The sequence below is a fragment of the Bradyrhizobium sp. MI1.3 genome, assembly GCF_055811695.1.
The window spans coordinates 1-24185 of the sequence record NZ_JBVVPQ010000032.1; the positions used below are offsets into that span (position 1 = coordinate 1).

Annotated in this window: 22 protein-coding genes; 7 read left to right on the forward strand and 15 right to left on the reverse strand. The window is 65.4% G+C overall.

Going from position 1 to position 24185, the window contains the following annotated elements; genetic code table 11:
• The first annotated feature begins 240 nt into the window (after window positions 1-240).
• Window positions 241-780: an RDD family protein gene (locus AC0L3A_RS22760; protein WP_007611123.1), complete on the forward strand. Its 540-nt coding sequence runs from the start codon at window positions 241-243 to the stop codon at window positions 778-780.
• Between the two features lie 149 nt (window positions 781-929).
• A complete protein-coding gene (locus tag AC0L3A_RS22765) occupies window positions 930-1706 on the forward strand; it encodes an arginyltransferase (RefSeq protein ID WP_007603416.1) in 777 nt (258 codons plus the stop codon).
• A gap of 119 nt (window positions 1707-1825) precedes the next feature.
• Here AC0L3A_RS22765 and AC0L3A_RS22770 read toward each other — a convergent pair whose 3' ends face one another.
• Window positions 1826-3178: an Nramp family divalent metal transporter gene (locus AC0L3A_RS22770; RefSeq protein ID WP_473255229.1), complete on the reverse strand. Its 1353-nt coding sequence runs from the start codon at window positions 3176-3178 to the stop codon at window positions 1826-1828.
• A gap of 168 nt (window positions 3179-3346) precedes the next feature.
• Here AC0L3A_RS22770 and AC0L3A_RS22775 point away from each other — a divergent pair, with 168 nt between their 5' ends.
• Window positions 3347-4591 carry an MFS transporter gene (locus AC0L3A_RS22775; RefSeq protein ID WP_007603414.1) on the forward strand — a complete coding sequence of 415 codons (1245 nt, stop codon included), beginning with the start codon at window positions 3347-3349 and terminating at the stop codon, window positions 4589-4591.
• A 154-nt stretch (window positions 4592-4745) separates the two neighbouring features.
• Here AC0L3A_RS22775 and AC0L3A_RS22780 read toward each other — a convergent pair whose 3' ends face one another.
• The gene (locus AC0L3A_RS22780) at window positions 4746-6005 is read right to left on the reverse strand and encodes an adenylate/guanylate cyclase domain-containing protein (RefSeq protein WP_219684701.1); all 1260 of its coding nucleotides are present in this window, start codon (window positions 6003-6005) and stop codon (window positions 4746-4748) included.
• Window positions 6006-6188: 183 nt separating this feature from the next.
• Here AC0L3A_RS22780 and AC0L3A_RS22785 point away from each other — a divergent pair, with 183 nt between their 5' ends.
• The gene (locus AC0L3A_RS22785) at window positions 6189-7346 is read left to right on the forward strand and encodes an MFS transporter (protein WP_473255230.1); all 1158 of its coding nucleotides are present in this window, start codon (window positions 6189-6191) and stop codon (window positions 7344-7346) included.
• Between the two features lie 31 nt (window positions 7347-7377).
• The gene (locus AC0L3A_RS22790) at window positions 7378-7569 is read left to right on the forward strand and encodes a hypothetical protein (RefSeq protein WP_473255231.1); all 192 of its coding nucleotides are present in this window, start codon (window positions 7378-7380) and stop codon (window positions 7567-7569) included.
• Here the strand turns inward: AC0L3A_RS22790 and AC0L3A_RS22795 are convergent.
• The 3 genes from AC0L3A_RS22795 to dmeF form a co-directional block, all read right to left on the reverse strand.
• Window positions 7566-8444 (reverse strand): DMT family transporter, encoded by an 879-nt coding sequence (locus AC0L3A_RS22795; RefSeq protein ID WP_354128886.1) that lies wholly within the window; start codon window positions 8442-8444, stop codon window positions 7566-7568. The genes AC0L3A_RS22790 and AC0L3A_RS22795 overlap by 4 nt on opposite strands.
• A gap of 83 nt (window positions 8445-8527) precedes the next feature.
• A complete protein-coding gene (locus tag AC0L3A_RS22800; RefSeq protein WP_219684703.1) occupies window positions 8528-9358 on the reverse strand; it encodes an N-acyl homoserine lactonase family protein in 831 nt (276 codons plus the stop codon).
• A gap of 78 nt (window positions 9359-9436) precedes the next feature.
• Entirely contained in the window at window positions 9437-10387 is a 951-nt protein-coding gene (gene dmeF / locus AC0L3A_RS22805; RefSeq protein ID WP_354128884.1) for a CDF family Co(II)/Ni(II) efflux transporter DmeF, read from the reverse strand.
• Window positions 10388-10582: 195 nt separating this feature from the next.
• Between dmeF and AC0L3A_RS22810 the strand changes: the two genes are divergently transcribed.
• Entirely contained in the window at window positions 10583-11401 is an 819-nt protein-coding gene (locus tag AC0L3A_RS22810; RefSeq protein ID WP_007603409.1) for a chromate resistance protein ChrB domain-containing protein, read from the forward strand.
• Window positions 11401-12786: a chromate efflux transporter gene (gene chrA, locus AC0L3A_RS22815; protein ID WP_473255232.1), complete on the forward strand. Its 1386-nt coding sequence runs from the start codon at window positions 11401-11403 to the stop codon at window positions 12784-12786. Before AC0L3A_RS22810 ends, chrA begins: the two co-directional genes overlap by 1 nt.
• 107 nt (window positions 12787-12893) lie before the next feature.
• Here the strand turns inward: chrA and AC0L3A_RS22820 are convergent, their stop codons facing one another.
• The 10 genes from AC0L3A_RS22820 to lepB all read right to left on the reverse strand — a co-directional run bounded on the left by AC0L3A_RS22820 (window position 12894) and on the right by lepB (window position 24109).
• A complete protein-coding gene (locus AC0L3A_RS22820; protein WP_007603407.1) occupies window positions 12894-13244 on the reverse strand; it encodes a hypothetical protein in 351 nt (116 codons plus the stop codon).
• Window positions 13245-14289: 1045 nt separating this feature from the next.
• A complete protein-coding gene (locus tag AC0L3A_RS22825) occupies window positions 14290-15834 on the reverse strand; it encodes a GMC family oxidoreductase (protein WP_473255233.1) in 1545 nt (514 codons plus the stop codon).
• A 4-nt stretch (window positions 15835-15838) separates the two neighbouring features.
• The gene (locus AC0L3A_RS22830) at window positions 15839-17389 is read right to left on the reverse strand and encodes an ABC transporter substrate-binding protein (protein ID WP_473255234.1); all 1551 of its coding nucleotides are present in this window, start codon (window positions 17387-17389) and stop codon (window positions 15839-15841) included.
• Window positions 17390-17643: 254 nt separating this feature from the next.
• Window positions 17644-19902, reverse strand: a complete 2259-nt coding sequence (gene parC / locus AC0L3A_RS22835; RefSeq protein WP_473255235.1) for a DNA topoisomerase IV subunit A — start codon at window positions 19900-19902, stop codon at window positions 17644-17646.
• A gap of 61 nt (window positions 19903-19963) precedes the next feature.
• Window positions 19964-20248: a hypothetical protein gene (locus AC0L3A_RS22840; protein WP_219684707.1), complete on the reverse strand. Its 285-nt coding sequence runs from the start codon at window positions 20246-20248 to the stop codon at window positions 19964-19966.
• Window positions 20249-20347: 99 nt separating this feature from the next.
• On the reverse strand, window positions 20348-21100 hold the full coding sequence (gene recO / locus AC0L3A_RS22845; RefSeq protein ID WP_007603400.1) for a DNA repair protein RecO: 753 nt from the start codon (window positions 21098-21100) through the stop codon (window positions 20348-20350).
• Between the two features lie 78 nt (window positions 21101-21178).
• Window positions 21179-21559 carry a hypothetical protein gene (locus AC0L3A_RS22850; protein ID WP_007603399.1) on the reverse strand — a complete coding sequence of 127 codons (381 nt, stop codon included), beginning with the start codon at window positions 21557-21559 and terminating at the stop codon, window positions 21179-21181.
• Between the two features lie 21 nt (window positions 21560-21580).
• Entirely contained in the window at window positions 21581-22507 is a 927-nt protein-coding gene (gene era / locus AC0L3A_RS22855) for a GTPase Era (protein ID WP_219684708.1), read from the reverse strand.
• On the reverse strand, window positions 22497-23348 hold the full coding sequence (gene rnc, locus AC0L3A_RS22860) for a ribonuclease III (RefSeq protein WP_473255236.1): 852 nt from the start codon (window positions 23346-23348) through the stop codon (window positions 22497-22499). The genes era and rnc overlap by 11 nt, the downstream gene beginning before the upstream one ends.
• Window positions 23345-24109: a signal peptidase I gene (gene lepB / locus AC0L3A_RS22865; protein WP_007603395.1), complete on the reverse strand. Its 765-nt coding sequence runs from the start codon at window positions 24107-24109 to the stop codon at window positions 23345-23347. Before lepB ends, rnc begins: the two co-directional genes overlap by 4 nt.
• Window positions 24110-24185 lie beyond the last annotated feature (76 nt).

Genomic DNA, 24185 nt, shown 5'->3' on the forward strand with positions numbered 1-24185 from the left:
TGGTACGTTCGCCGGTGTCGATACCGCGTGCTCTTGATAGATCACGCGGTATGGGTCTTGGCTTTCGCCAGGACGACACTGAGGGGTGTGGCGCCAGCTCCCTCTCTCCCGGCTACCGCCGCCCCCGAATCGCCGGAATATTTCGGCTTGTTAATGTCGGCACCCTTGGCGCGCGGACGACCTGTTCCCATGTCCTTCCACGGGAGTCCTGCCACGGGAGTTTCCCTCGGGAGAACGGTCATGTCGTATTCGGACTCGGGCAATGCCTGGCGCAATGACGGCGGGGCGCAGCCGCATGCCTATGATCCCTATCTGCACCCAGAACTGTTCCGCGGCGTTGCGACGCGGCGGGTGTTCGCCTTCCTGATCGACATGGTCGTGATCTCGGTGCCGGTGATCCTCGGCTACCTCTTCATCGCGGTGTTCGGCGTGGTTACGCTCGGCATCGGCTGGGCGCTGTTCTGGCTAGCCTGGCCGGCCTCCGTGATCTGGGCCATCGTCTATTACGGCGCCTGCATCGGCGGTCCGTCGTCCGCGACCATCGGCATGCGCGTGATGGATCTGGAGCTCCGCACCTGGTACGGCGCGCCCGGCTATTTCGTGCTCGGCGCCACCCACGCCGTGCTGTTCTGGGTGACCGTTTCGTTCCTGTCGCCCTTCGTGGTGCTGGTCGGGCTGTTCAACGGCCGCAGGCGCTTGCTGCAGGATTTCGTGCTGGGAACGGTCGTGATCAACAATTCCGTTCGTGCGCCGGTGCCTCAGGGCGCCAGAACCTACTGATCAAAGGACCTACTGATCAACCAACCCGGATCAAGAACCTATCAACCTGGACCCGCTATGCTGACCGATCTGACCTGCCGAGTAGACCGATTGACCGGGGGCTTTTGTAGCGCGATGCTGATGCACATTTTGGAGGCCCACGACGTCCCTTGACCCAGCACTCGCGCGACACCCCACAATTTTACCTCACGGCGCCGTCCCCCTGCCCCTATCTGCCGGGCCGACACGAGCGCAAGGTGTTTACGCACCTCGTAGGTGAGCGCGCCGGTGACCTCAACGACCTCCTGACCCATGGCGGCTTCCGTCGTAGCCAATCCATCGCCTACCGTCCGGCCTGCGACCAGTGTCGCGCCTGCGTCTCGGTCCGGGTGATCGCCAACGAGTTCCGCCCCTCCCGCAACTTCCGCAAGGTGATCGCGCGCAACGCCGACATCATCGGTGAGCAGCGCAGCGCGGTGCCGACCTCCGAGCAATATTCGGTGTTCCGCGCCTATCTCGATTCCCGTCACCGCCACGGCGGCATGGCCGACATGACCGTGCTGGACTACGCCATGATGGTCGAGGACAGCCACGTCGAGACCCGCATCATCGAGTACCGCAAGCGTGGTCCCGACAGCGGCATCACCGGCCGCGGCGAGGAGCTGATCGCGGTCGCGCTGACCGACGTGCTCAGCGACGGCCTGTCGATGGTCTATTCGTTCTTCGAGCCCGGCGAAGTCAGCCGCTCGATGGGCACCTTCATGATCCTCGACCACATCGCCCGCGCTCGCCGGCAAGGACTGCCTTACGTCTATCTCGGCTACTGGATCGAAGGCTCGAAGAAGATGGACTACAAGGCCCGCTTCCTGCCGCAGCAGCGCCTCGCGCCGTCAGGCTGGCTGCGCATCGACGCGCAAGGCGACGCGGCATCCGAGCCGCAGGATTAGCTCTCCGTCGTGCCGCGAAATCGGGGCATCCAGTACGCCGCGGCTTCTCGGGTCAATCACAACCGTCTCTGGAATACTGGGTCGTCCGGTCGAGCCGGACGACGACAGCCGCGATGTGTTCACCCGAACAGCGTATCCGCCAGCAGCTTCAAGTTCAAAACCACGATGATGCCGGCAACGATCCACGCGATCGCCGCGACCCACGCCGGGATGACGAACTTGCCCATCTTGCGGCGGTCGGAGACAAAGCGGACCAGCGGGATGACGGCGAAGGGCAATTGCATCGACAGCACGACCTGGCTGAACACCAGCAGATCAGCCGTGCCGCGCTCGCCGTAGATCGCGGTGACGACGATCACGGGAACGATCGCGATGCCGCGCGTCAGCAACCGGCGCGCCCAGCTCGGCAGGCGCAGGTCGAGAAAGCCTTCCATCACGATCTGTCCGGCGAGCGTCGCCGTCACCGTTGAATTGAGGCCCGAGGCGAGCAGCGCCACCGCGAACAGCGTCGAGGCGATGCCGAGGCCAAGCAGCGGAGACAGCAGCTCGAAGGCCTGGCCGATCTCGGCCACGTCAGAATGGCCGCTCTTGTGGAAGGTTGCGGCAGCCACGACCAGGATCGCGGCATTGATGAACAGCGCCAGCATCAGGGCGACGGTCGAGTCCGTCGTCGCCCATTTGATCGCCTCGCGCCGGCCGGTGTCGTTGCGCTCATAGGCGCGGGTCTGCACGATCGAGGAGTGCAGATAGAGATTATGCGGCATCACAGTGGCGCCGATGATGCCGATTGCGATGTAGAGCATCTCGGGATTGGTGAAGATCTCGGTCTTCGGCACGAACCCCCTCAGCATCTCGGCCACCGGCGGTGCTGCCGCGGCAAGCTGGACCGTGAAGCAGACAGCGATCACGACGAGCAGTGCGATGACGAAGGCTTCGAGGAAGCGGAAGCCACGGTTCATCAGGATGAGCAGCAAAAAAGCATCCAGCGCAGCGATCAGCGCGCCGCCGATCAGGGGAATGCCGAACAGGAGTTTTAGCGCAATTGCCGTGCCGATCACCTCGGCGAGATCGCAGGCGATGATCGCCGCCTCGCAGGCGAGCCACAGCATGAAGTTCACCGCCGGCGAATAGGTCGCGCGACAGGCCTGCGCGAGGTCGCGGTCGGTGACGATGCCGAGCCGCGCTGCCAGCGACTGGAGCAGGATCGCCATCAAATTCGAGAGCAGAATGACCGAGAGCAGCGTGTAACCGAACTTGGACCCGCCTGCGAGGTCGGTCGCCCAATTTCCGGGGTCCATGTAGCCGACCGAGACCAGATAGCCCGGGCCGACAAAGGCGAGCAGGCGCCGCCACCACACCCCCGCGATGGGGAGGGCGACCGAGGCATTCACCTCCGCCAGGCTCTTGGTCGCAGGCGCATCATTGCGCCAGCCGGCGGCGTCTCGGGTCAGATCGGGAGAGCGAGCATCCATGGGGCGAGAATACCGAAGTCGAGCCTTATTGCAACTCATTTGCAACTGCATCTAGCCGCATCGGTCCCTCGGCGGCCGCTATGTGCCGCCCCTGTCGGGAAGCGGGTGGGTTTGGCGGCCTTCCGAGGCAGATACTCGGCGCCAACCCGACTTTGCAGGAAATGAGCCATGTCAAATCCGCTTCGCCTCCCCGAGACATTCAACCGCCTCGCCTGGTCGAACCTGGCGGCACAGTCGGCCGAACAGATCGCGCTGGCCGCGGCCCCCATCGTCGCGGTGCTGACGCTCGGCGTCGCCGAGGGCCAGACCGGCCTGCTCCAGACCGCGCTGACCCTGCCCTTCGTCCTCTTCGCCATCCCGGCCGGCCTGCTGGCCGACCGCATTTCCCGCCGTTCGCTGATGGCGGGCGCCGAGGCGCTGCGGGCCGCGGCCCTTGCAGCGATCGTGCTGCTGCTCGCACTCGGCGCGCTCAATCTGCCGCTGCTGGCTCTGCTCGGCTTCGCCGCCGTGTGCGGGACCGTCGTCTACAGCGTGGCCGCGCCGGCGCTGGTGCCCTCGCTGGTGAGTTCGGACCTGTTGCCGGCGGCCAATGCGCGGATCGAGCTTGCACGCACCATCGCCTTCGCCAGCGGGCCTGCGCTTGGTGGCGCGCTGGTGGGGTGGTGGGGCGCGAGCCCGGCCTTCGGCTTCGCGGCCGCGCTCTCGGCTATCGCCGTCGTGCTGCTCTCCGGCATCTACGAGCCCGCCCGCACGCCGGCGCCACGGCGGCATCCGCTCCAGGACATCCGCGAGGGCGCGGCCTTCGTGTTTCATCATCCGCTGCTGCGGCCGGTCTTCATCACCCAGTTCATCTTCAACACCGGATGGTTCCTGCAGATCGCGGTGTTCGTGCCCTACGCCGTACGTCACCTCGGCCTAAACGCGGTCGGCGTCGGCACCGTGCTGACGATGTACGGTGTCGGCATGGTGATCGGCGCGCTGTTCGCCACGCGCGTGATGAAGCGCGTCGCGTTCGGCACGGTGGTCGGCCTTGGCCCCGTCACCGGCTTCGTCGCCGCAATGGTGATGGCGCTGACGGTGCTGGTCCCCTCCCCCTGGCTTGCCGCCTTGAGCTTCTTCCTGCTCGGCGTCGGGCCGATCCTGTGGGTGATCTCGACCACAACGCTGCGCCAGTCGGTGACGCCGCCTCGCCTGCTCGGCCGCGTTTCCGCCATCAACATCATGAGCTACGGCGCCCGCCCGGTCGGCTCGGCGCTGGGTGCGATCGTCGGCGGCCTCTGGAGCGCGGAAGCGTGCCTCTATCTCGCCGCCGCCGTGTTCGGCGTGCAGGCGCTGGTGATCTGGCTCTCGCCCGCGGTGGCCCTGGACCGGCAGCCCGACATGGTGGGCGATGAGGCGGTGGCGCGGTGTTAGGCAGTTCCTCCGCCGTCGTCCTGGCGAAAGCCAGGATCCATTACCCCAGGGAGAAGTTTGGCAAAAATCGCCAACTATGAGTCTTCGCAAAACTGCAGGCGGTGGTTATGGGTCCTGGCTTTCGCCAGGACGACATTGGGGGGCACCGCGGAATTTAATTCGCCAGATACCGCTCGTAGCTCCCCGTCACCGGCTCGCTCGCATCCACCTCGGGATCGAGCGTGTAGAGATCCTGCGCGCGGCCGATGCCGCGCAACGCGTAGCGGCCGGTGGAGACGAGATAGCGGCGGCCGGCGGCATCGAGGCCCTTGTAGAACTCCGCCGAGGCCAGCAGCTCGCGATCGACCGAACGGCTCATCGAGGCGATGCGACTGACCTCGTTCACGGTCGGACCGACCACGGTGAAGTCGAGCCGGTCCTCGCTGCCGATATTGCCGTAGAAGACCTCGCCGACATGCAGGCCGATATAGGCGGACGTGGTGGGACGGCCCTCGGCGCCCCGCCGCAGATTGAGCGCTGCAACGTTCTTGCGGAATAGATGCTCGGCGCGCAGCGCCGCGCGCCGGGCATACGCCATGTCTTCGCCGGTGAACATCGCGAGCACGCCGTCGCCGATCAGCTTCAGCACGTCGCCGCCGGCGTCGTGGATGGCATCGATCACGGCCTGCGCATAGTCGTTCAGGAACGGGATGATCTCGTCGGGGCCGATGCTCTCGCTGATTCCGGTCGAGCCGCGCAGATCCGAATACCACAGCACGGCGTTGATGCGCTCGGTGACGCCGCGCGAGATGCGTCCGCTCAAGACCTGCTCTGACGCATCGCGTCCGAGATAGACGCGGCCGAGCGTGCGCGCGATGTCGACCTGCTGCGCCGACTTGATCGCGAGCCCCAGCACCGGCACGAGATCGCGCAGCGCGGCGAGCTCGCCTTCGGCGAAGCCGCTGTCGCGTCGCGTTGTCCAGGAGGAGTAGAGGCAATCCATCTGCCCGAGCGCTCCGGTCTCCCCGAAGCGATGCACAAAGGCCAGGAAATGGCGGTGACCCGTTTCAGCGAGCTCGCCGATCTGCGAGAAATCGAGCGAGGGCGCGTCGGCGAGATCGATCACCATCTCGTCGTGACCATGCTCGAGCAAATGATAGAACACCGACCGGCGCCAATTGTTGGCCGCGTCGCCCTCGGCCGTCGAGCCGTATTCGACCACGTCGCTCTCGTTGGTCGGCGTATCGCTCCAGCGGAAGGCGCGTCCCTCGTAGATCGGGTGCAGCGTATCGATGACGACAAGCCCACGCGAGAGTTCCAGCCCCTCGGCGCGGCAGCGCTCGCAGAAGCCCCGCAGCAGTTCGGGTTCGGGCAGGCCGGTGAGCCCCTGGCCGGCCAACCAGTTCATCAGCGCAAGGCGCGAGGTCAATTGCATGCGCCATTATGCCGTGCATTCGTGACGAGCGAAAGGCGGCGCGCGGAGCTTGCGCCGCCAAAGCTCCGCTCACGGGCAAGGCTCCCACCGGCGGCAGGTCGCATATGTCGCGGACGCTGTTGACGTCCCCCCGCCTCGGGCGCAAATGCGAATGATGACACGGCCGATCAGAAATACGGGGATATGAGCCAGCGCCAGCTTCCGATCATCCTGGCGCTCGGTACCACGCAGACCCTGGCCTGGGCCTCGAGCTACTATCTGCCGGCGCTGCTTGCCGATCCCATGGCGCGCGATCTCGGCATCTCCTCCAACTGGGTCTTTGGCGCGTTCTCGGCCTCGCTGGTGATCTCTGCGCTGCTCGGGCCACGCATCGGGCGACAGATCGATCTGGTCGGCGGCCGGCAGGTCCTCTCGGTGTCGAACCTGACGATCGCTGCCGGTCTCGTTCTGCTCGGCCTCTCGCAATCGGTGGCGGTGATGGCGATGGCCTGGCTCGTGCTCGGCATCGGCATGGCGATGGGGCTTTACGACGCCGCCTTCGCCGCGCTCGGCCGCATCTACGGCACCGAGGCGCGCAGGCCGATCACCGGCATCACGCTGATGGCGGGCTTCGCATCGACCGTCGGCTGGCCGCTCACCGCCTGGGGCCTTGCCCATATCGGCTGGCGCGAGACCTGCTTCGCCTGGGCCGTCGCCAACATCCTGATCGGCCTGCCCCTGAATTTCTTTGTGCTGCCGACGATCAAGGGCGCCAGGCAAGCTAAGGCGGCGGCAGAGAAGCCGCATCTGCCGCTCGACCGCACCATGATCCTGCTCGCGTTCGTCTTCGCCGCAGTCTGGACTGTCACCGGCGCGATGGCCGCGCATTTCCCGCGCATCCTGGAGACCACCGGCGCGACGCCGGTCGAGGCGATCGCGGCCGGTGCGCTGATCGGCCCCGCGCAAGTGGCCGCACGGGTTCTGGAGGCGGGCTTCCTCAGCCGCTTTCATCCGCTGTGGTCGACGCGACTGGCCTGCCTCACCCACCCGATCGGCGCTGTGGTCGTGGCGATCTTCGGAGGCGCCGCGGCCAGTGCGTTTGCGCTGTTCCACGGCTCCGGCAACGGCATCCTGACCATCGCGCGCGGCACGCTGCCGCTGTCGATCTTCGGTCCCAAGGATTTCGGCTATCGCCTCGGCATCATCGGCGCGCCGGCACGGATGGCGCAGGCCGTGGCGCCGCTGGCCTTCGGCCTGCTCATCGATGTCATGGGCGCCAAGGTGCTGATCGTCTCGTCCGCGCTCAGCCTCTCGGCGCTGGCCGCGCTGTTCATGATCCGCGCGCAACCGCGGCCGGATTGACCGGGCGGGAGCTTTCGCGCACAAGCGGAGCATGACCGAAGACACCCGCCCGCCCCGCACATTCAAAGGCCTCTTGCGCTGGGCGACCACGCCGCCACAGGCCTGGGGTGTCTATCTCCTCGCCATCATCCTGGTCTGGCTGATCTCCTTCTACGCCGGCTCGCTGAAGCCGAAGAAGGCGCCGGACGCGATTCCGCCCGCCGTGACCGCACCGCGCAGCTAGGCCGGCTTGGTTTCACTGGTCGCGATCCAGATGCCGGCGAACACGGCGACCAGCCCGATCAGGAGATTTGGCGTGATCGGCTCGCCGATCAGCAGCGCGGCGAGCAAGGTGGCGGCGATCGGGTTGACCGTCATCGTATTGGCGACCCGGGTCGGTGTCGCGCGCGCCAGCGCCATGACCCAGAGGATGAAGGCGAGCGCGCCGCCGCCGATGCCGAGATAGATGCCGGCGATCCACTGCCCCGTCGTGAACTGCCCGAGCGCTGCGAAACTCCCCTTCACCAGACCCGCCAGCACCAGCACGGCGGCGCCCGCGCCCATGCCGACCGTGAGAAAGCCGAGCGGACTGGAGCGCTGCATCAGCGGCCGCGACAGCACGTTGTAGAACGCCATGCAGAACACGGCACCGGTCATGATCAGCTCGCCACGCCAGGCCTCGGGCGGGCTTTGCGCCAGGCCCGCGGCCAGCGCCGCCGCCACGCCGAGCACCGCGATGCCGACACCGATGATCTTGCGCGCCGTCAGCCGCTCGACGCCGAGGATGGCGCCGACCACCATGGTGTGGAGCGGCAGCGTCGCCAGCGCGAGACTGGCGCGCGCGGCGGTCGTGTAGGACACCGCGATGTTGTAGAGGATGAAGAACACGCCGAAAAAGCAGATGCCGAGCAGCGCCACGGCCGGCCAGTCGGACCGCTGCGGCCAGCGCACGCCGAGCAGAAGCGCGCACGGCAGGAGGCAGAGAAAGCCGATCCCCCAACGCAGGATCGCGAGCAGGATCGGATCGGCGCCGCCGACCAGATAGCGGGTGATCGCCGCGGCCGTGCCGCCAAGGCTGCTCGACGCCAGCGCGATCGCAACCCCGGCCCACTCACCCACAATCGTCTCCCGTTGCGGAGCTTGTCGAGGGCGCTAGCACGCCCCTGCTGCCACCGTAGTGGCAACAGGGGCGTCTCGGGAAGCTAGTCGTAAAACTCCGGCGACATCTTCTGGCTGTCGCGCTGGATCTTGTCGTGGTTGATCCAGAGCTGCGCCTTCTCCTTGCCGAGGGTGTCGGCGATCTTCTGCATCGAGGCCGCGCTCTGGTCCTTGTTGGCGTTCATGCTGGGCACACGGCGGTTGTCCCAGTTGTCTTTGAAGTGCACCGCATCGCCCGACAGCACCACGGCGCCGGTCTTCGGCAGCTTCACCAGCAGCGACTGGTGTCCCGGCGTATGGCCGGGCGTCGACAGGATGGTCACGCTGCCGTCGCCGAATACGTCCTTGTCGCCCGCAAGCAGCTCGACCGGATGCGACGGCTTGAATCGCGGCTCGTTGTTGGCACCGGGCCAGTCATACTCGGCCTTCTGCACGTAGAGCATGGCCTGCGGGAACAGCTCGACATTGCCGGTGTGGTCGGGATGGGTGTGCGAGACCGCCATCATCTTGACGTCATCCGGCTTGAGGCCGAGCTGTTCGAGCTGGGCGGCAAGCGTCTTCGGCCGCCGCCAGGTCACCGCCTTGGGATCCGCGGGCGCAAGACCATTCGGCATCGCGGCGACTGCGTCGGCGATGCCGGTGTCCCACAGGAACCAGCCCTTGGCGTGCTTGACGAGATAGCAGCTGTCGACGAAGTCCATCGTCTTGCCTTCGTTGAGGCCGGGCGTCCACCGCGAGATGTCGCCGGCGGTGCCCTCCCCGCAATTGAGCACGTAGAGCTTTTCGACACCGGTCTTTTCCGATTGCGCCAGCGCCGCATGGCCGGACAGAGCGAGCGCGGCGACGGCGAGAGCGAGCATGATCCTTGGCGTCATTCGTTCCTCCCTTGCAGCCATTGTCGGCTGTGACCGAGGGTCAACCCCGGCCAGTTCGCAGAATTCCCGCAGACCGCTTCAATGCGGGCAGGTCTCGACCTCGACGGTGACATGGCTGAGGCCCTTCAGCCCGGCGAGCCGCTTCTTGTAGACCGCCGGCTGCTTCGGCTTGTCCGAGACCACCGACACCAGCACGGCGCAATGGCCGGGACCGACCTGCCACAGATGCAGATCCGTGACGCGGTCGTCCCCGATCTCCATGCGCGCCCGGATCACACGCTCGAGCTTCTCGTCGGCGCGCACATCGAGCAGCACCGCGCCCGATGTCTTGATCAGGCCGAACGCCCAGCTTGCGATCACGGCACTGCCGATCAGGCCGACCGCCGGATCGGCCCAGGCCCAACCCGAATACATGGCGACCACGAGCGCGGCGATCGCCAGCACCGAGGTCGCTGCGTCCGCCATTACGTGGACATAGGCGGCGCGGAGATTGTTGTCGTGGTGGTGATGATGATGATCGTGGTCATGATCATCGTGATCATCATGCGCATGGCCATGATGGTGGTGATCGTGGCTGTCGCGGAGCAGCCAGGCACTGGCGAGGTTGACGCACAGGCCGAGGGCAGCGACCGCGATGGCCTCGCCATAGACGATCGACACCGGCGTGAACAGCCGCAGCACGCTCTCATAGGCGATCTCGACCGCGATCAGGCCGAGGATGACCGCGCTGGCGAAGGCGGCGAGATCGCCGAATTTGCCGGTGCCAAAGCTGAAATGCGAGCTCCCCAGGTGCCGCCGCGCAAAGCGATACGCGAATGCGGCAATCCCCAGCGCCGCCGCATGCGTGCCCATGTGCCAGCCGTCGGCGAGCAGCGCCATCGAGCCGAACAGCGAGCCGGCGACGATCTCGCCGACCATCATGACCAGCGTCAGCACGACCACGAGCCAGGTGCGCCGCTCGTTCTCGTCGTGCTTGTCGCCCAGAAAGGCGTGGTCATGGGTCCATTGTTCGATGGAATGGGAATGCATCGCAAAGTCTCCGAAAGGTCCGGGCCGTTGACCCCTAATATAGACCTGCGAGTCTTCTGGGCAAAATCGCCGGAATGAGCCGATTGACAGGTCGGTGCCGTTTCGGTGTAATGAAGGCCATGGGGATTTGAGCGATCTCCCCACGAGGCGACATGCCCAAGTATCGCGTCCCGTTTCTTCTTACGAGGGCGCATCATGTCTTCCTACACGACGATATCATCTGAAAAAATGGCACGGCTGATCGGCACGGCGAATGCCCCTGTCCTGATCGACGTGCGCACCGACGAGGATTTTGCCGCCGACCGGCGGCTGATCCCCGGCTCGATCAAGCTCAGCCACGAAAATGTTCCCGACTGGGGCGCCAACTTCGCCGGCCGTTCCGCGATCGTCTCGTGCCTGCGCGGCGAAAAGCTCGCGCAGGGCACGGCGGCCTGGCTCAGGCAGCTCGGCGTGCAAGCCGAGACGCTGGAGGGCGGCTTCGAAGGCTGGAAGGCGGCAAAACTGCCGCTGGTCGACACCCGCAAGCTGCCGCCGCGCGACGCCAAGGGGCGAACCGTCTGGGTCACGCGGGCGCGGCCCAAGGTCGACCGCATTGCCTGCCCCTGGCTGATCCGCCGCTTCGTCGACCCTACGGCCGTGTTCCTGTTCGTGGCGCCTTCGGAAGTGGCGGCCGTCGGGCAACGCTTCAACGCAGCCCCCTTTGACATCGAGAACGTGTTTTGGAGCCACCGTGGCGAGCTCTGCACCTTCGACGTGATGATCGAGGAGTTCGGGATTGCCGCGCCGGCGCTGCTCCGGCTGGCAACGCTGGTGCGCGGCGCCGACACCGGGCGGCCCGACCTTGCGCCGGAGGCGCCCGGCCTGCTCGCAGCTTCGCTCGGGCTGTCGCGGATGTATGATGACGACCTCGAACAGCTCGAAGCCGGCATGCTGCTCTACGACGCCTTCTATCGCTGGTGCCGTGACGCTACGTCTGAGACCCACAACTGGCCGACCAACAAGGCGAAGGCTTGATGGATACGCGTACGATCGAAGCAGGAGCTGATGCCGGTCACGGCGTCAGCTTCAGTGAAGCGTTTCGCGTCTGGCTCCGTGTCGCCTGCCTGAGTTTTGGCGGGCCCGCGGGCCAGATCGCGGTCATGCACCGCATCCTGGTCGAGGAGAAGAACTGGATCTCGGAAGCCCGTTTCCTCCACGCGCTCAATTACTGCATGCTGCTGCCGGGCCCGGAAGCGCAGCAGCTCGCGACCTATGTCGGCTGGCTGATGCATCGCACCGCCGGCGGGCTGATGGCTGGCGGTCTGTTCATTCTGCCCGGCATCATCGCCATCATGGGCCTGAGCTACGTCTACGCCGCCTACGGCAATGTCAGCTTCGTGGAGGCGCTGTTCTTCGGCTTGAAAGCCGCCGTGCTCGCCATCGTCGTCGAGGCCGTGGTGCGGGTCGGCAAGCGCGCATTGAAGAACCGCATCATGATCGCGCTCGCCGCGATCGCCTTCGTCGCGATTTTCTTCTTCGCGATCCCCTTCCCGGTCATCATCATCGCCGCCGGCATCATCGGATATATCGGCGCCAAACAGGGCCGTCCGGAATTCGCGCCGGCCGGTCACGGCTCTGCCGGCAGCAGCGCCGTGATCGACAGCATGCTCGGCGACGCTGTGCCCGAACATGTACGCCCCAACACCGCGCGCGCGATTCGCGTCGGCGCGCTCTGGCTTGCGCTCTGGCTGGTGCCGGTGATCGCGCTGTTGCTCGCTGTTGGACAAGACAATGTCTTCAGTCACATCGCGCTGTTCTTCTCGAAGATGGCGCTGGTCACCTTCGGCGGCGCCTACGCAGTGCTGGCCTATGTCGCCCAGCAGGCGGTCGAGCATTATCACTGGCTCAAGCCGCACGAGATGCTCGACGGTCTCGGCATGGCCGAGACCACGCCGGGCCCGCTGATCATGGTGCTTCAGTTCGTGGGCTTCATGGCCGCCTACCGCGACGCCAGCGGCCCGTCGCCGATGCTCGCGGCCACGCTCGGCGGATTGCTCGCGACCTGGGTCACCTTCACGCCCTGCTTCCTCTGGATTTTCGTAGGCGCCCCTTACGTCGAACGGCTGCGCGGCAACAAGGGCCTCGGCGGTGCGCTCAGTGCCATCACCGCTGCCGTCGTCGGCGTGATCCTCAACCTCTCGATCTGGTTCGCGCTGCACACGCTGTTCCGCGACACCGTGCCGGTGCACACCTTCCCGTTTGCCTTCGACATGCCGGTCCTGACCAGCGTCGATATCCCTGCGCTCGTGCTGTCGATCGCGGCCGCAACCGCGATCTTCCGATTCAAGCTGGGGATGTTGACGGTGCTGGCCGGCAGCTGCGCGGCTGGTGTGGCGCTGCGGCTGGCGGGGGTGATTTAGGACGCGGAGTCATTGGTTCGTCGCGTCCGGTTTGCCAATGGAAGGCGTCACTAAGCCGTCAGAGTTGCATGGCGGCTGCTATCGACCACAAGCCGGCATCGCTGCCGCTAACTCCGTGGCCCCGGCTGCGGTGGCGACGGTTTCGTTTCCGGCTGCTGCGATGACGTAGCGGGGGGTTGCTGCTGCTGAGCATTGACCGGCTGCTGATCGCCGCCACCATGCGGGACACACGTCCCAACGTTGCTCAGCAGTCGTTTAGCTTCGACATCGCGAGCTTTCTTGTAGTCCCTGCGCCGGTCGATCCTTGCCGCAGCCATGCGATCCCACGCCTCGAAGGCATCAGCGTAGTGCTGTCGCATTTGCTCTTCAGCGGCGAGACAATCACTGAACTTGTCGAACACAAGATCGGTGTTGACGGGCGAGACGCCGCTTACCAAAACCACCAGCATCCATTTCATAGCTTCTGCCTGCGTTCGCCCCGCTCACGGGAACGACGAGGCCTTGGCAAAGTTCCCAGTGGCTTTGCAAGGCCGCCGGCTGATCCATCGAGGTGGGCAGATGGATCTAGCTACAAACTTCAACAGTTTCGTTGACCGAGCCGAACGACTTCCGCTCTGCCCTCAAACGCTAGCGTCTCTTGGCACACGCCTTGGGCGAAAGCCGTCACCCTCGCCCCCGCATGCCCGTCGGGCAAAACAGCCGACCACTTACGCCACTCTCCCTGTCAAGCCCACCTCGCAAAATATTCCACTTTACCGAAATTCGGATTTGACGTATAAGCGACACACCCTGGCCCGAGACAAGGGGCGGATCGCGATCGTCACGAACCGCGGGTTGGGTAGCGATGGACGCGACGGCGTCGAGTACGATCGGCATTGCAGGGCGGCTTCGGCTGTGAGCAATGGCTTTCGTGCCTACGACACGACGCCGAAAGCGTTTTCGCATGGCCTCGGGTGTGAGCACACGCCAGCACTCGAAGTTCCAGCGAAGACGTGCGCGGACGAACAAGTCGTGTGGTCCTGACGCCCGGGGTCTGTGCGTCAAGTCCTGCGGTGATGTGGCGGCCCGACCGGGCGCGCGCATCAGTCATCTGCATGGCGACGGGGGCAATAGTGCATCGCTCCCCGGGGAGAGCACGAAGGACACGTTAAAACCATCGCGCAGGGAAGGCCGGGCGATCCGGCGAACCTGTGATCCACCCCGTGTGCATTTCTATCGCCCACGGATCTGCGGGTGCCAGCCGGCGCCCGGTCTTCCCTGCGCCCTTGTCTCAACGAGGGCAATGCGCCGACGCAAAACTCGGGCGGAACGCGCCGCGAGAGGGCGAACGCTCGTCCGTTGTTTGAAACGTGTATCGGCGCGACGACTAGTCTAGCCCACTCTCCGTGTCATCGTCCGCGAAGGCGGGCGATCCAGTATTCAACGGCGGCATTGTGCGAACCCAGCGGCGCCTCGGAGTACTGGATGCCCGCCTTCGCGGAGCATGACACTGTCGTTTTCGCTCTACCGCATCATCATCCGCGCAATCGCTTCCCCGATCACCACCGTCGTGAAGTGGGTGTTGGCCCGGCAATCCGACGGCATGATCGAGGCGTCGGCGACGCGCAGGCCCGCGATACCCTTCACCGTGCCGTCAGGGTTGACCACGCCGTCGGCGTCGTTGACACCAGTCATGCGGCAGCTGCCGGCGGCGTGCTGGATGTCGCCGGTCTCACGGCGCAGCAGCGCGTCGAGCTCGTGATCCGGCAAGGCCGCGGCTTGCTGCAGCGTCAGATCGGTGTCGGCGAGCCGGATCCAATCGGTGATGCCTGATAGCGCCGGCTGGGCGGTGATCACGGCTAGCCGCTTCACCGCATCCATCATGCGCAGCATGTCGCGGGGATCGGCCAGCATGTTCTCCTCGACGACAGGATCGATCGCGGGGTCGGTCGAGGCCAGCTTGAGCGTGCCACGCGAATACGCGTTGAACAGCCCGGCGCCGATGGCCCCCGGCACGCCGATGCCGCGATGATTGAAAGCGATCATGATCATGTCGCGCTTGCCTCCGTCGGCGAGGCCCGACGAATAGGTCACGCAGCAATTGGTGTGGCGGGTGTCGGGATCTGTGGGCCGCAGATTTTCGTGGAGCTGGATCGTGGCGCGAAACAGCGGGTGGTCGAAGAAGTGCCGACCGACCGGCAGGTCGCGCTCGACCGCGATCCCCATCGCCTTCAGCTCATCCGCAGGTCCAATGCCCGAGCGCAGCAGGATTGCCGGACTGTGGATGGCGCCGGCGCACAGCACGATCTGGCGCGCGCTGATCTCGCTGGTGCCCTGCCCCTCGATGTGAACGCGAAGGCCGGTCGCCCGGCCGTCGCTGATCAGCACGCGGTCGACCAGCGCATGCCCGCGAATTTCCAGATTGGCGCGGCCCCGCGCGGGCTCCAGATAACCCTCGTTCGTGGTGATGCGGCGGCTGTCGCGGCTGTTGATGGGATAGCAGGCGGCGCCCTCGCCGTCCGGGCCGTTGACGTCGGCGCACCAGGGATGGCCGCTCGCCAGCGCCGCATCGCGCAAGCCGCGATCGATCGGTCCCCATTTGTCCGGCGGCGCGCGATAGACCGGCAGCGGTCCGCCGCGGCCATGGCCGGCAGTGTCGCCGAATTCCAGATCATCCTCGATCACCGAGAACAACGGCATGACGTCCTTCGCCGACCAGCCGGTGCAGCCATTGGCGGCCCATTCGTCGAACGCAGCGGCGACGCCGCGGATGGCGATCTGGCCGTTCATCATCGACGAGCCGCCGAGCCCCTTGCCGCGCCAGTAGAAGCGCGGCTCCTGGCCGGCCACACGGCGCGTCAGAAGATCCGGCCATTGCCATTTCTCCTGGTACTCGCGCTTGTGAATGATCGGGATGGGATTTGGCGTCATCACTTCCCAGGGCGCCTCGTCGGCGCGCCAGTCCAGCCCCGCTTCGAGCAACAGGACGCGCCGTGCGGGATCTTCCGAGAGCCGCGCCGCAACGGCGGCGCCGGCGGAGCCGCCGCCGACAACAATGACATCGTACATCGGGCTACTTCTCAACGTTCCAGAACACCGGGATGGCTGACGGTATCAGACCGCGCAAACTGGCGCGAGAGGCGGCAGGCTGGGCGAATTGGCCCCACGGTATTGCGGGTGCCTGATCGTACATGACGGCCTGGATCTCGCCTGCGATCTTCTTGCGATCCCCCTCGGCGGGCGCCTTGGCAAAGGCCTCCATCAGCGGCGTGATGCGCGCGTCACACTGCCAGCCGGTGAAGTCGGCGCAGTTGAAGGCGACCATGACGTTGGTCAAGGGCGAGCCGAGGTCGAAGCCGCCGGCGTGAACGCCGTAGACGCTCCAGCCCTCCTTCTTGGCGCGGCGTGCCAGCACGCTCGCCCAGTCCATCACCTGGAGATCGACGGTGAAACCGGCCTGCTTCAGCCGCTCGGCCAGCACCTGCGCCGAGACGCGCGGGGCTTCGAGATCGTTCGCCTCCATCACGATAACAGGCTCGCCGGCATATTTCGTCGCCTTCAGTGCCGCCCTCGCCGCCTCGATCGACGGGCTCACCGCGGCCTCGGTGCCGGCCTTGCTGTCATAGGTGGTGCCGCAGGTGAAGTATGTCGCGCAAGGGGCCGCGTATTTGGCGTCCAGGCCGAGTGCGTCCAGCACCTCGCGCTGATCGACCAGCTTCCACAGCACGCGCCTGATGGCGGGATCGTCGAACGGCTTCGATGCGGCGTTGAGGCGATAGGCGCCCGCGAACATGTTGCCGCCGGTGAAATTGACGAGCTTGACCCGTGAGTTCTTCTCCATGGTCGGCAGCAGATCGAATGGCGCGTATTGCATGAAATCGACTTCGCCGGCCTGCAGCGCGGAGGCTGCGGTCGCACCATCTGGAATGACGCGGATCTCGAGTGTGTCGATGTTGACGCGCTTGCCGCCGGCGAGGAAGTCGGCAGGCTCGGGACGCGGCACGTAGTCGGCGAACTTCTTCAGGACCATGCGATCGCCAGTGCGGTGATCGGCCATGCTGTAGACGAACGGGCCGGAGCCGACGATCTCGGTGATGCGCCGGTCGCCAGGCGTCTTGGCAATGCGCTCAGGCATCATGAAGGCGACCGGACTGACGGGATTGCCGAGCGCATCGATGACGAGACCAGATGGCTCCTTCAGCGTCAGCACGAAGGTTTTTGCGTCGGTGGGCTCGAGCGAGGTCGTGATCGCGAAGATGCGGCGGCCGAGCGCACTGCGGGTGCCCCAGCGGCGTAGCGAAGCGACGCAATCGGCGGCCGTGACCGGCTGGCCGTCATGCCATTTCAGGCCGTCGCGCAGCGTGAAACTGTAGGTCAGGCCATCGGCCGAGACATTCCAGTCCTGCACCATCTGCGGCTTGATCTCGCCTTTGGAATCCTTCGCAAACAGCGTGTCGAACACCATGTAGCCGAACGTGCGCGTAATATAGGCCGTCGAGAAATGCGGATCGAGCGTGACGATCTCCGCCTCGAGCACCGCGACGAGATTACCCGCCGCATGCGCCGGCGGCGCGGTCAGCGCCAACGCGAACAGCGCTGGAATGAAAGCCTTCAGTTTGGACATTGGTGCCTTTTGCCTTTTGACCAGCTGTTTGCTGTCGCCAGGAAAAGGCAATGTTCGTGCCCGTTCGAGGAAGGCACTCATGCGCTCACGGCTATCTGCCGCGCGTTTGCGCGCTACACCCTGGCTGTCATCGCCCGGCTTGACCGGGCGATCCAGTATTCCAGAGAAAGCTATGATTGAGCCGAGAGGTCGCTGCGTACTGGATGCCCCGCCTACGCGGGGCATGACACTGTCGTTCGGCGACGGCCTGCGCCCTACCCGATCACCCTGCCGAACTTGTTCGACTTCGGGAATCCCTTCGGCGGCAGGCGGCCGGCATCGGCGCGGGTGCCTTGCCACTCGGCGAGCTCCTTCATGGTCGCGGAGAATTCGCGGCCCGCGGAGTCCTTCCAGGTCAGCCCCGCCTTGGCGTCGAACACGACGACGTCCGAGAGGCCGCCGTCCTTGTATTTCTGCAAGCGAACGCCGCGGCCGCGGGCCATCTCCGGCACCTGGTCGAGCGGGAAGACCAGCATCTTGCGGTTCTCGCCGATGACCGCGACGGTGTCGCCGAGCACTTCGGTGACCGTGCGCGCCTCGTTCGGCATATCGACGTTGAGGACCTGCTTGCCCTTCTTGGTGGTGCCGACGCAGTCGTCCTCGTTGACGACAAAGCCCTGGCCCTCGTGGCTCGCGACCAGGAATTTGCGTCCGCCCTTGTTGACGAACAGCACGACGGGAGCGGCCTCCGGCTCCAGGTCGATGAACTGGCGGATCGGCTCGCCATGACCGCGACCGCCCGGCAGCTTTGCGACATCGAGCGAGTAGAATTTGCCGTTGGTGGCGAACAGCAGCAGCTTGGACGTGGTCTCGGCGAAGAAGGCAAAGCCGAGCTTGTCGTCCTGCTTGAAGGCAAGCCCCGAGAGATCCTCGACATGACCCTTCAAGGTGCGGATCCAGCCCTTGTCCGAGACGACGACGGTCACCGGCTCGCGCTCGACCAAGGCCTCCTCGATGGCGGCGAGATCGTGCTCGGGCGCATCGGCAAAAGTAGTGCGGCGCTTGCCGAGCGGCGTCTTCGGCCCGAACATGTCGCGGACCTTGGCGACCTGCTCACTGACCTTCTTCCACTGCTCGGGCTCGGACGCCAGCAGTCCCTCGATCCCCTTCAGCTCCTTGCGCAGATCCTTGTCCTCGGTGCGGATCTCCATCTCCTCGAGCTTGCGCAGGCTGCGCAGCCGCATGTTGAGGATGGCTTCGGCCTGCACCTCGGTGAGCTTGAACGCCTTGATCAGCGCCGGCTTCGGCTCGTCCTCGTTGCGGATGATCCTGATCACCTCGTCGATGTTCAGATAGGCAATCAGCAAGCCGCCGAGAATCTCCAGCCGGCGCTCGATCTCGGCCTTGCGATGGTTGGTCCGGCGGATCAGCACGTCGCGCAGATGGTCGAGCCATTCGCGCAGGCACTCAGCGAGCCCCACCACCTTGGGGACGCGGCCCTTGATCAGCACGTTCAGGTTCAGCGGAATCTTGTTTTCGAGCTCGGTCAGCCGGAACAGCGATTCCATCATCAGCGCGGGATCGACGTTCTTCGACTTCGGCTCGATCACGATGCGGACGTCTTCGGCCGACTCGTCCCTGATGTCGCCGACCAGCGGCAGCTTCTTCTGGTCGAGCAGCTCGGCGATCTTCTCGATCAACCGCGACTTCTGCACCAGAAAGGGTATCTCGGTGACGACAACGACCCAGGTGCCACGCGCGCCCTCTTCCTGCTCCCATCGGGAGCGGACGCGGAACGAGCCGCGGCCGGTGGTGTAGGCTTCAGCGATCGCCTGCTTGGAATCGACGCAGATGCCGCCGGTCGGGAAATCCGGACCCTTGACCCATTTCAGCAGCGCTTTGGATTTCGCGTCCGGTTTCTCGATCAGATGCAGCGCGGCCTCGCAGAGCTCGGCGGCGTTGTGCGGCGGGATCGAGGTCGCCATGCCGACCGCGATACCTTGCGCACCGTTGGCGAGCAGGTTCGGGAAGCCGCCCGGAAGAACCACCGGCTCCTTGGACTGGCCGTCGTAATTGGGACGAAACTCGACCCCGTCCTCATCGATGCCGTCGAGCAGAAGCCGCGCGACGTCGGTCATGCGCGCTTCGGTGTAGCGATAGGCGGCGGGATTATCGCCGTCGATATTGCCGAAATTGCCCTGGCCGTCGACCAGCGGGTAGCGCGAGGAGAAATCCTGAGCGAGACGCACCATGGCGTCGTAGATCGCCTGGTCGCCGTGCGGATGGAACGAGCCCATCACGTCGCCGACGATTTTGGCGGACTTCTTGAAAGCCGTGCCCGGATCGAGCCGGAGCAGGCGCATGCCATAGAGGATGCGCCTATGCACCGGCTTCAGGCCGTCGCGGGCATCGGGCAGTGCGCGGTGCATGATGGTGGAGAGCGCGTACGCGAGATAGCGCTCTTCCAGCGCCTCACGCAGCGGCACCTCGTGAATTTCGGCCGGTTCCTCCGGCGGAATCAATCGTTTTCCCATGCCGCCCGGTTAAACCGTGGGAGCGAATCGGGCAAGGATCGATTGGTTCCCTGTGGGCGGCCTACTGGCCGGCCCAGCCTGCGGTGAAGGTCTGGGTGGGTTGGGCGTTTTTGGCCTGCGTGGTGGCCGGGGTATTGGTCAGGCACCGCCGGGCCGTCTCGATCTCGGCCTCCGTCGCGCCCTTGGACCGGGCCCATGCCTCTGCTGCCACAGCAGAATATTTGGCCACATAGAATCTGACGACGGTACAGGAGGCACGGCGAAAGACGCCCGGCTGCTCACCCGCGAGAGCGTCCGGCGCCAGCGCGATCAGCGCTGCCGATATCACAAGTCCCTTGATCAGCATCAGGATATCCCCGGTTGGAACCCCGGGGGCAAGTCAGGGAAACCCGATTTCGTTCCACGGCGGGCCGACATATTGCGACAATGCAGAGCCGCGTTTGGCTCATGGCGCGGGAATCGCGGCCTTTGCCTGCTGCCGCGTCAACGCGCTGATGAAGCCTGCCCGCGCGTCGGAATGGCCTTGCCCGCGCGGCTCCAGCACGTGGCGCAACAGGAAAAGGCCGGTCAGTCGAAAGCCGTCCTGAAGATCCTCGTCGGTGAGGTCGCCCTGCACCTCGCCCTGGCGCAGGAACGGCGGCAGCCGCAATAGCCGGTCGCGCCACGGTTCGCCCGCCCCGCGCGACACCGCGCCGCCGGATTTGGGCGAGACGTAGATCAGGTCGGTGGTCTCTCCGGTTACGGCGCAGTTTTCCAGCGCCAGCCCGAAGCCGAGCTCGGTGAGCATTGCCAGTTCGAAATGGATCACGTGTACGGCGGCGCTGCCGATGTCGTCGAAATCGTCCAGCGAATGTTCGAGCAGCGCCAGGAGGTTTTCGTGCGGATCGCGCTCCGGCAGCAACCGTGCGATCGAAGCGAGGTGGGTGATGCCGTAGACTCCGTGGGATGATCCCAGCAGCGTCGCCGCCCGCAGCTTGAGGCCCTCGATGGCATAGGTGCCGAGATGCTCGTCGAGCCGCGCCCGCCACACCACGCTGAGGCTGTTGCCGGGCTGCAGCAGCGGCCGCATCCGCGAGCCGGCGCCGCCGCGGACGAGACCGAGATGGCGGCCGTGCGCACGGGTCAGCAGCTCGACGATGGCGCTGCTCTCGCCATGCCGCCGCACCCCCAGCACGATGCCTTCGTCGGTCCATTCCATGGGTGAAGTCTAGCGGATTCCGGTCTTCAATCGTAGGGTGGATTGGCGGGATTGCGCGCCAATCCACCCGACGCGGCCTCACGCGTTGAACCAGCCCTGCGCGTCGCCGCGGAACGAGAAATACAATCCCATCGCCGTCAGCACGCAGGAGACGATCTCGATGGCGCTGTCGAGTTCCATGCCCTTCTCGCCGATGATCTGGCCGAGCGAGATCACCGACAGTACGAGTGCTGCCGCCAGCACCCAGCGCGGCCAGTTCTTGCGCCCGCGCGCGGCCAGCCGGACGAAATAAACCAGCAGCAGGATCATGCCGCCGGCAAGGAGCGACGACGTCATGATCATCTGTTCGGTCATCTCGGCAGTCGGCGTGCGGTCCTGCACCGCCACCGACAAGGCATCCAGCATCAACGATGCATAGAGCAACGCTTCGAAGCGCCGTACGTTGCTGGGTACGCTCATCGCCGACCGATCTTTTCTTGGTTATTCTTTGGGAAATTCCAGGCCCATCTCGCGGTAGCGATCGGGATCGTCGCTCCAGTTCTCGCGCACCTTGACGAACAGGAACAGGTGCACCGGCACGCCCAGGATCTCGCCGATCTCCTTGCGCGAGTCCGCGCCGATCGACTTGATGGTGGCGCCGCCCGCGCCGAGCACGATCTTGCGCTGGCTTTCGCGCTCGACGAAGATCGTCTGCTCGATGCGCACCGACTTGTCCTTGCGCTCCTCCCACTTGTCGGTCTCGACGGTGGACTGGTAGGGCAATTCCTGGTGCAGCTTGCGAAAGATCTTCTCGCGGGTGATCTCGGCCGCAAGCTGCCGCATCGGCGCGTCCGACATCTGGTCTTCGGGATAGAGGAACGGCCCCGGCGGCACGATCTCGGCCAGTGTATGCCTGAGGTCGTCGACACCGTCGCCGGAGATCGCCGCGATCATAAACGTCTGTGCGAAGGCCATGCGCTCGTTGGCGGCCTGCGCCAGCGCCAGCAGCTTCTCGCGCTGGACCAGGTCGACCTTGTTGATGACCAAAATCTTCTCGTGCTTGACGCTGGCGACCTTGGTGAGGATCGCCTCGGCTTCCTCGTCGATGCCGGCCTTGGCATCCAGCAGCACGCACACGAGGTCGGCGTCATGCGCGCCGCTCCAGGCGGTCGAGACCATGGCGCGGTCGAGCCGGCGCTTGGGCAGGAAGATTCCGGGCGTATCCACCAGGATGATCTGCGAATTGTTCTCGATCACGATGCCGCGGATCAGCGCGCGCGTGGTCTGCACCTTGCGCGAGACGATCGTGACCTTGGCCCCGACCAGCGCATTGACCAGCGTGGATTTGCCGACGTTGGGCGCGCCGATCAGCGCGACGAAGCCGCAGCGCGTAGCAGTGGGCGCCTCGCCGCTTGCTTCAACCGTCATTGCCGCCGCCAACGCCTTCACGTTCGATCATCACTGAAGCTGCCACTTTCTCTGCCGCGCGCTTGCTGCCGCCGATGCCTTCCGCCGGCGCCAGCCCCGGCAGATCGACCGCGACGCGGAATTGCGGATCATGATGCGGGCCGGTGCGCTCGACCTCGCGGTAAACGGGGGTCGGCAATCCCTTGCCCTGTGCCCATTCCTGGAGAACGGTCTTGGGATCGCGCAACGGACGCCGCGGCTTGTGCATGCGCTCGGTCCAGTTGCGCTTGACGAAATCGGCCGCCGCCGCGTAGCCGCCATCGAGGAAGACGGCGCCGATCACGGCCTCGCAGATATCGCCGAGCACGCTCTTGCGCAGGCGCGCGTCGGCGCTGGAGCCGACCGAGCCGAGCTTGATGTCGTCGAGCAGACCGAGCGACTTGGCGACATCGGCGCAGCTCTCCTTGCGCACCAGTTCGGCAAGTCGCTTGGACATCTCGCCTTCGTCGGCGTTCGGGAAGGCGTGATAGAGCATGTCGGAGACGACGAGCCCGAGCACGTGGTCGCCGAGGAATTCCAGGCGCTGATAGCTGTCACCGCGCTTGCGCCCGGACTTCAACGCGGAGACATGCGTGATGCCTTGTATCAAAAGGTTCGGATCGGCAAAGCTGTAGCCGATGCGTGCCTCGAGCCCCGCGTTCGCATCCGAGCCCCTGGCCTTGCTGCTCCGCACCCGCTTCTTCTTTGCAGGCGTCTTGTTTTCAGGCGTCTTGCTCTCAAGGCTCTTGGTCGCAGCTTCGCCGTCGGGGCCCGCTTGCGCCTCGGTCGGCAGGGTCGCGATGTCCTTGGCTTCGTCTTTCATCGGACGATTTTGAAGAAGCGATTCCAGCGCACCGCCCACGGCCAGCGCCAGAACATCCATGCATGCTCGCCTTCGGCGATCGAGAAGAAGATCATCTGGGCGCGCCCGATCAAATTCTCCTGCGGCACGTAGCCGACCTGGCCGAGAAAGCGGCTGTCGGTGGAGTTGTCGCGGTTGTCGCCCATCATGAAGAAGTGGCCGGTCGGCACGGTGTAGACGTTGGTGTTGTCGACGTAGCCGTTGTCGGCGCAGTCCAGCGTTTCGTAGGACACGCCGTTCGGCAGCGTTTCCTTCCAGCGCTTCACCCGGGAGACGCCGCTGCCTTCGGCGCCGCAGGGGTCCTCGCCGACAAATTCGCTCATGCGCTGCCGTTCGACCGGCGTGTCGTTGATGTAGAGCAGCCCGTCCCGCATCTGGATGCGGTCGCCGGGCAGGCCGATCACGCGCTTGATGTAGTCGGTGGAATCGTCCTTCGGCAGGCGGAATACGACGATGTCGCCGCGGTTCGGGTCCGAGCCCCAGATCCGCCCCGAGAACAGCGGCGGTGAGAACGGGATCGAATAGTGGCTGTAGCCGTAGGAATATTTCGAGACGAACAGATAGTCGCCGACCAGCAGCGTCGCCTTCATCGAGCCGGATGGGATGTTGAACGGCTGAAACAGGAAGGTGCGGATCACCAGCGCGATCAGGAGAGCGTGGATCACGACCCGGATCGTTTCGCCGACGCCGCTCTCAGTTTTCGTTCCTGAAGTCACGCTCATTGCTCTCTCAATTCCGGCGGGCGGTCACAGCGCGCCCTCCTCCCGCGAACAGCCCATCGCTCGCGGCCCAAGGAGA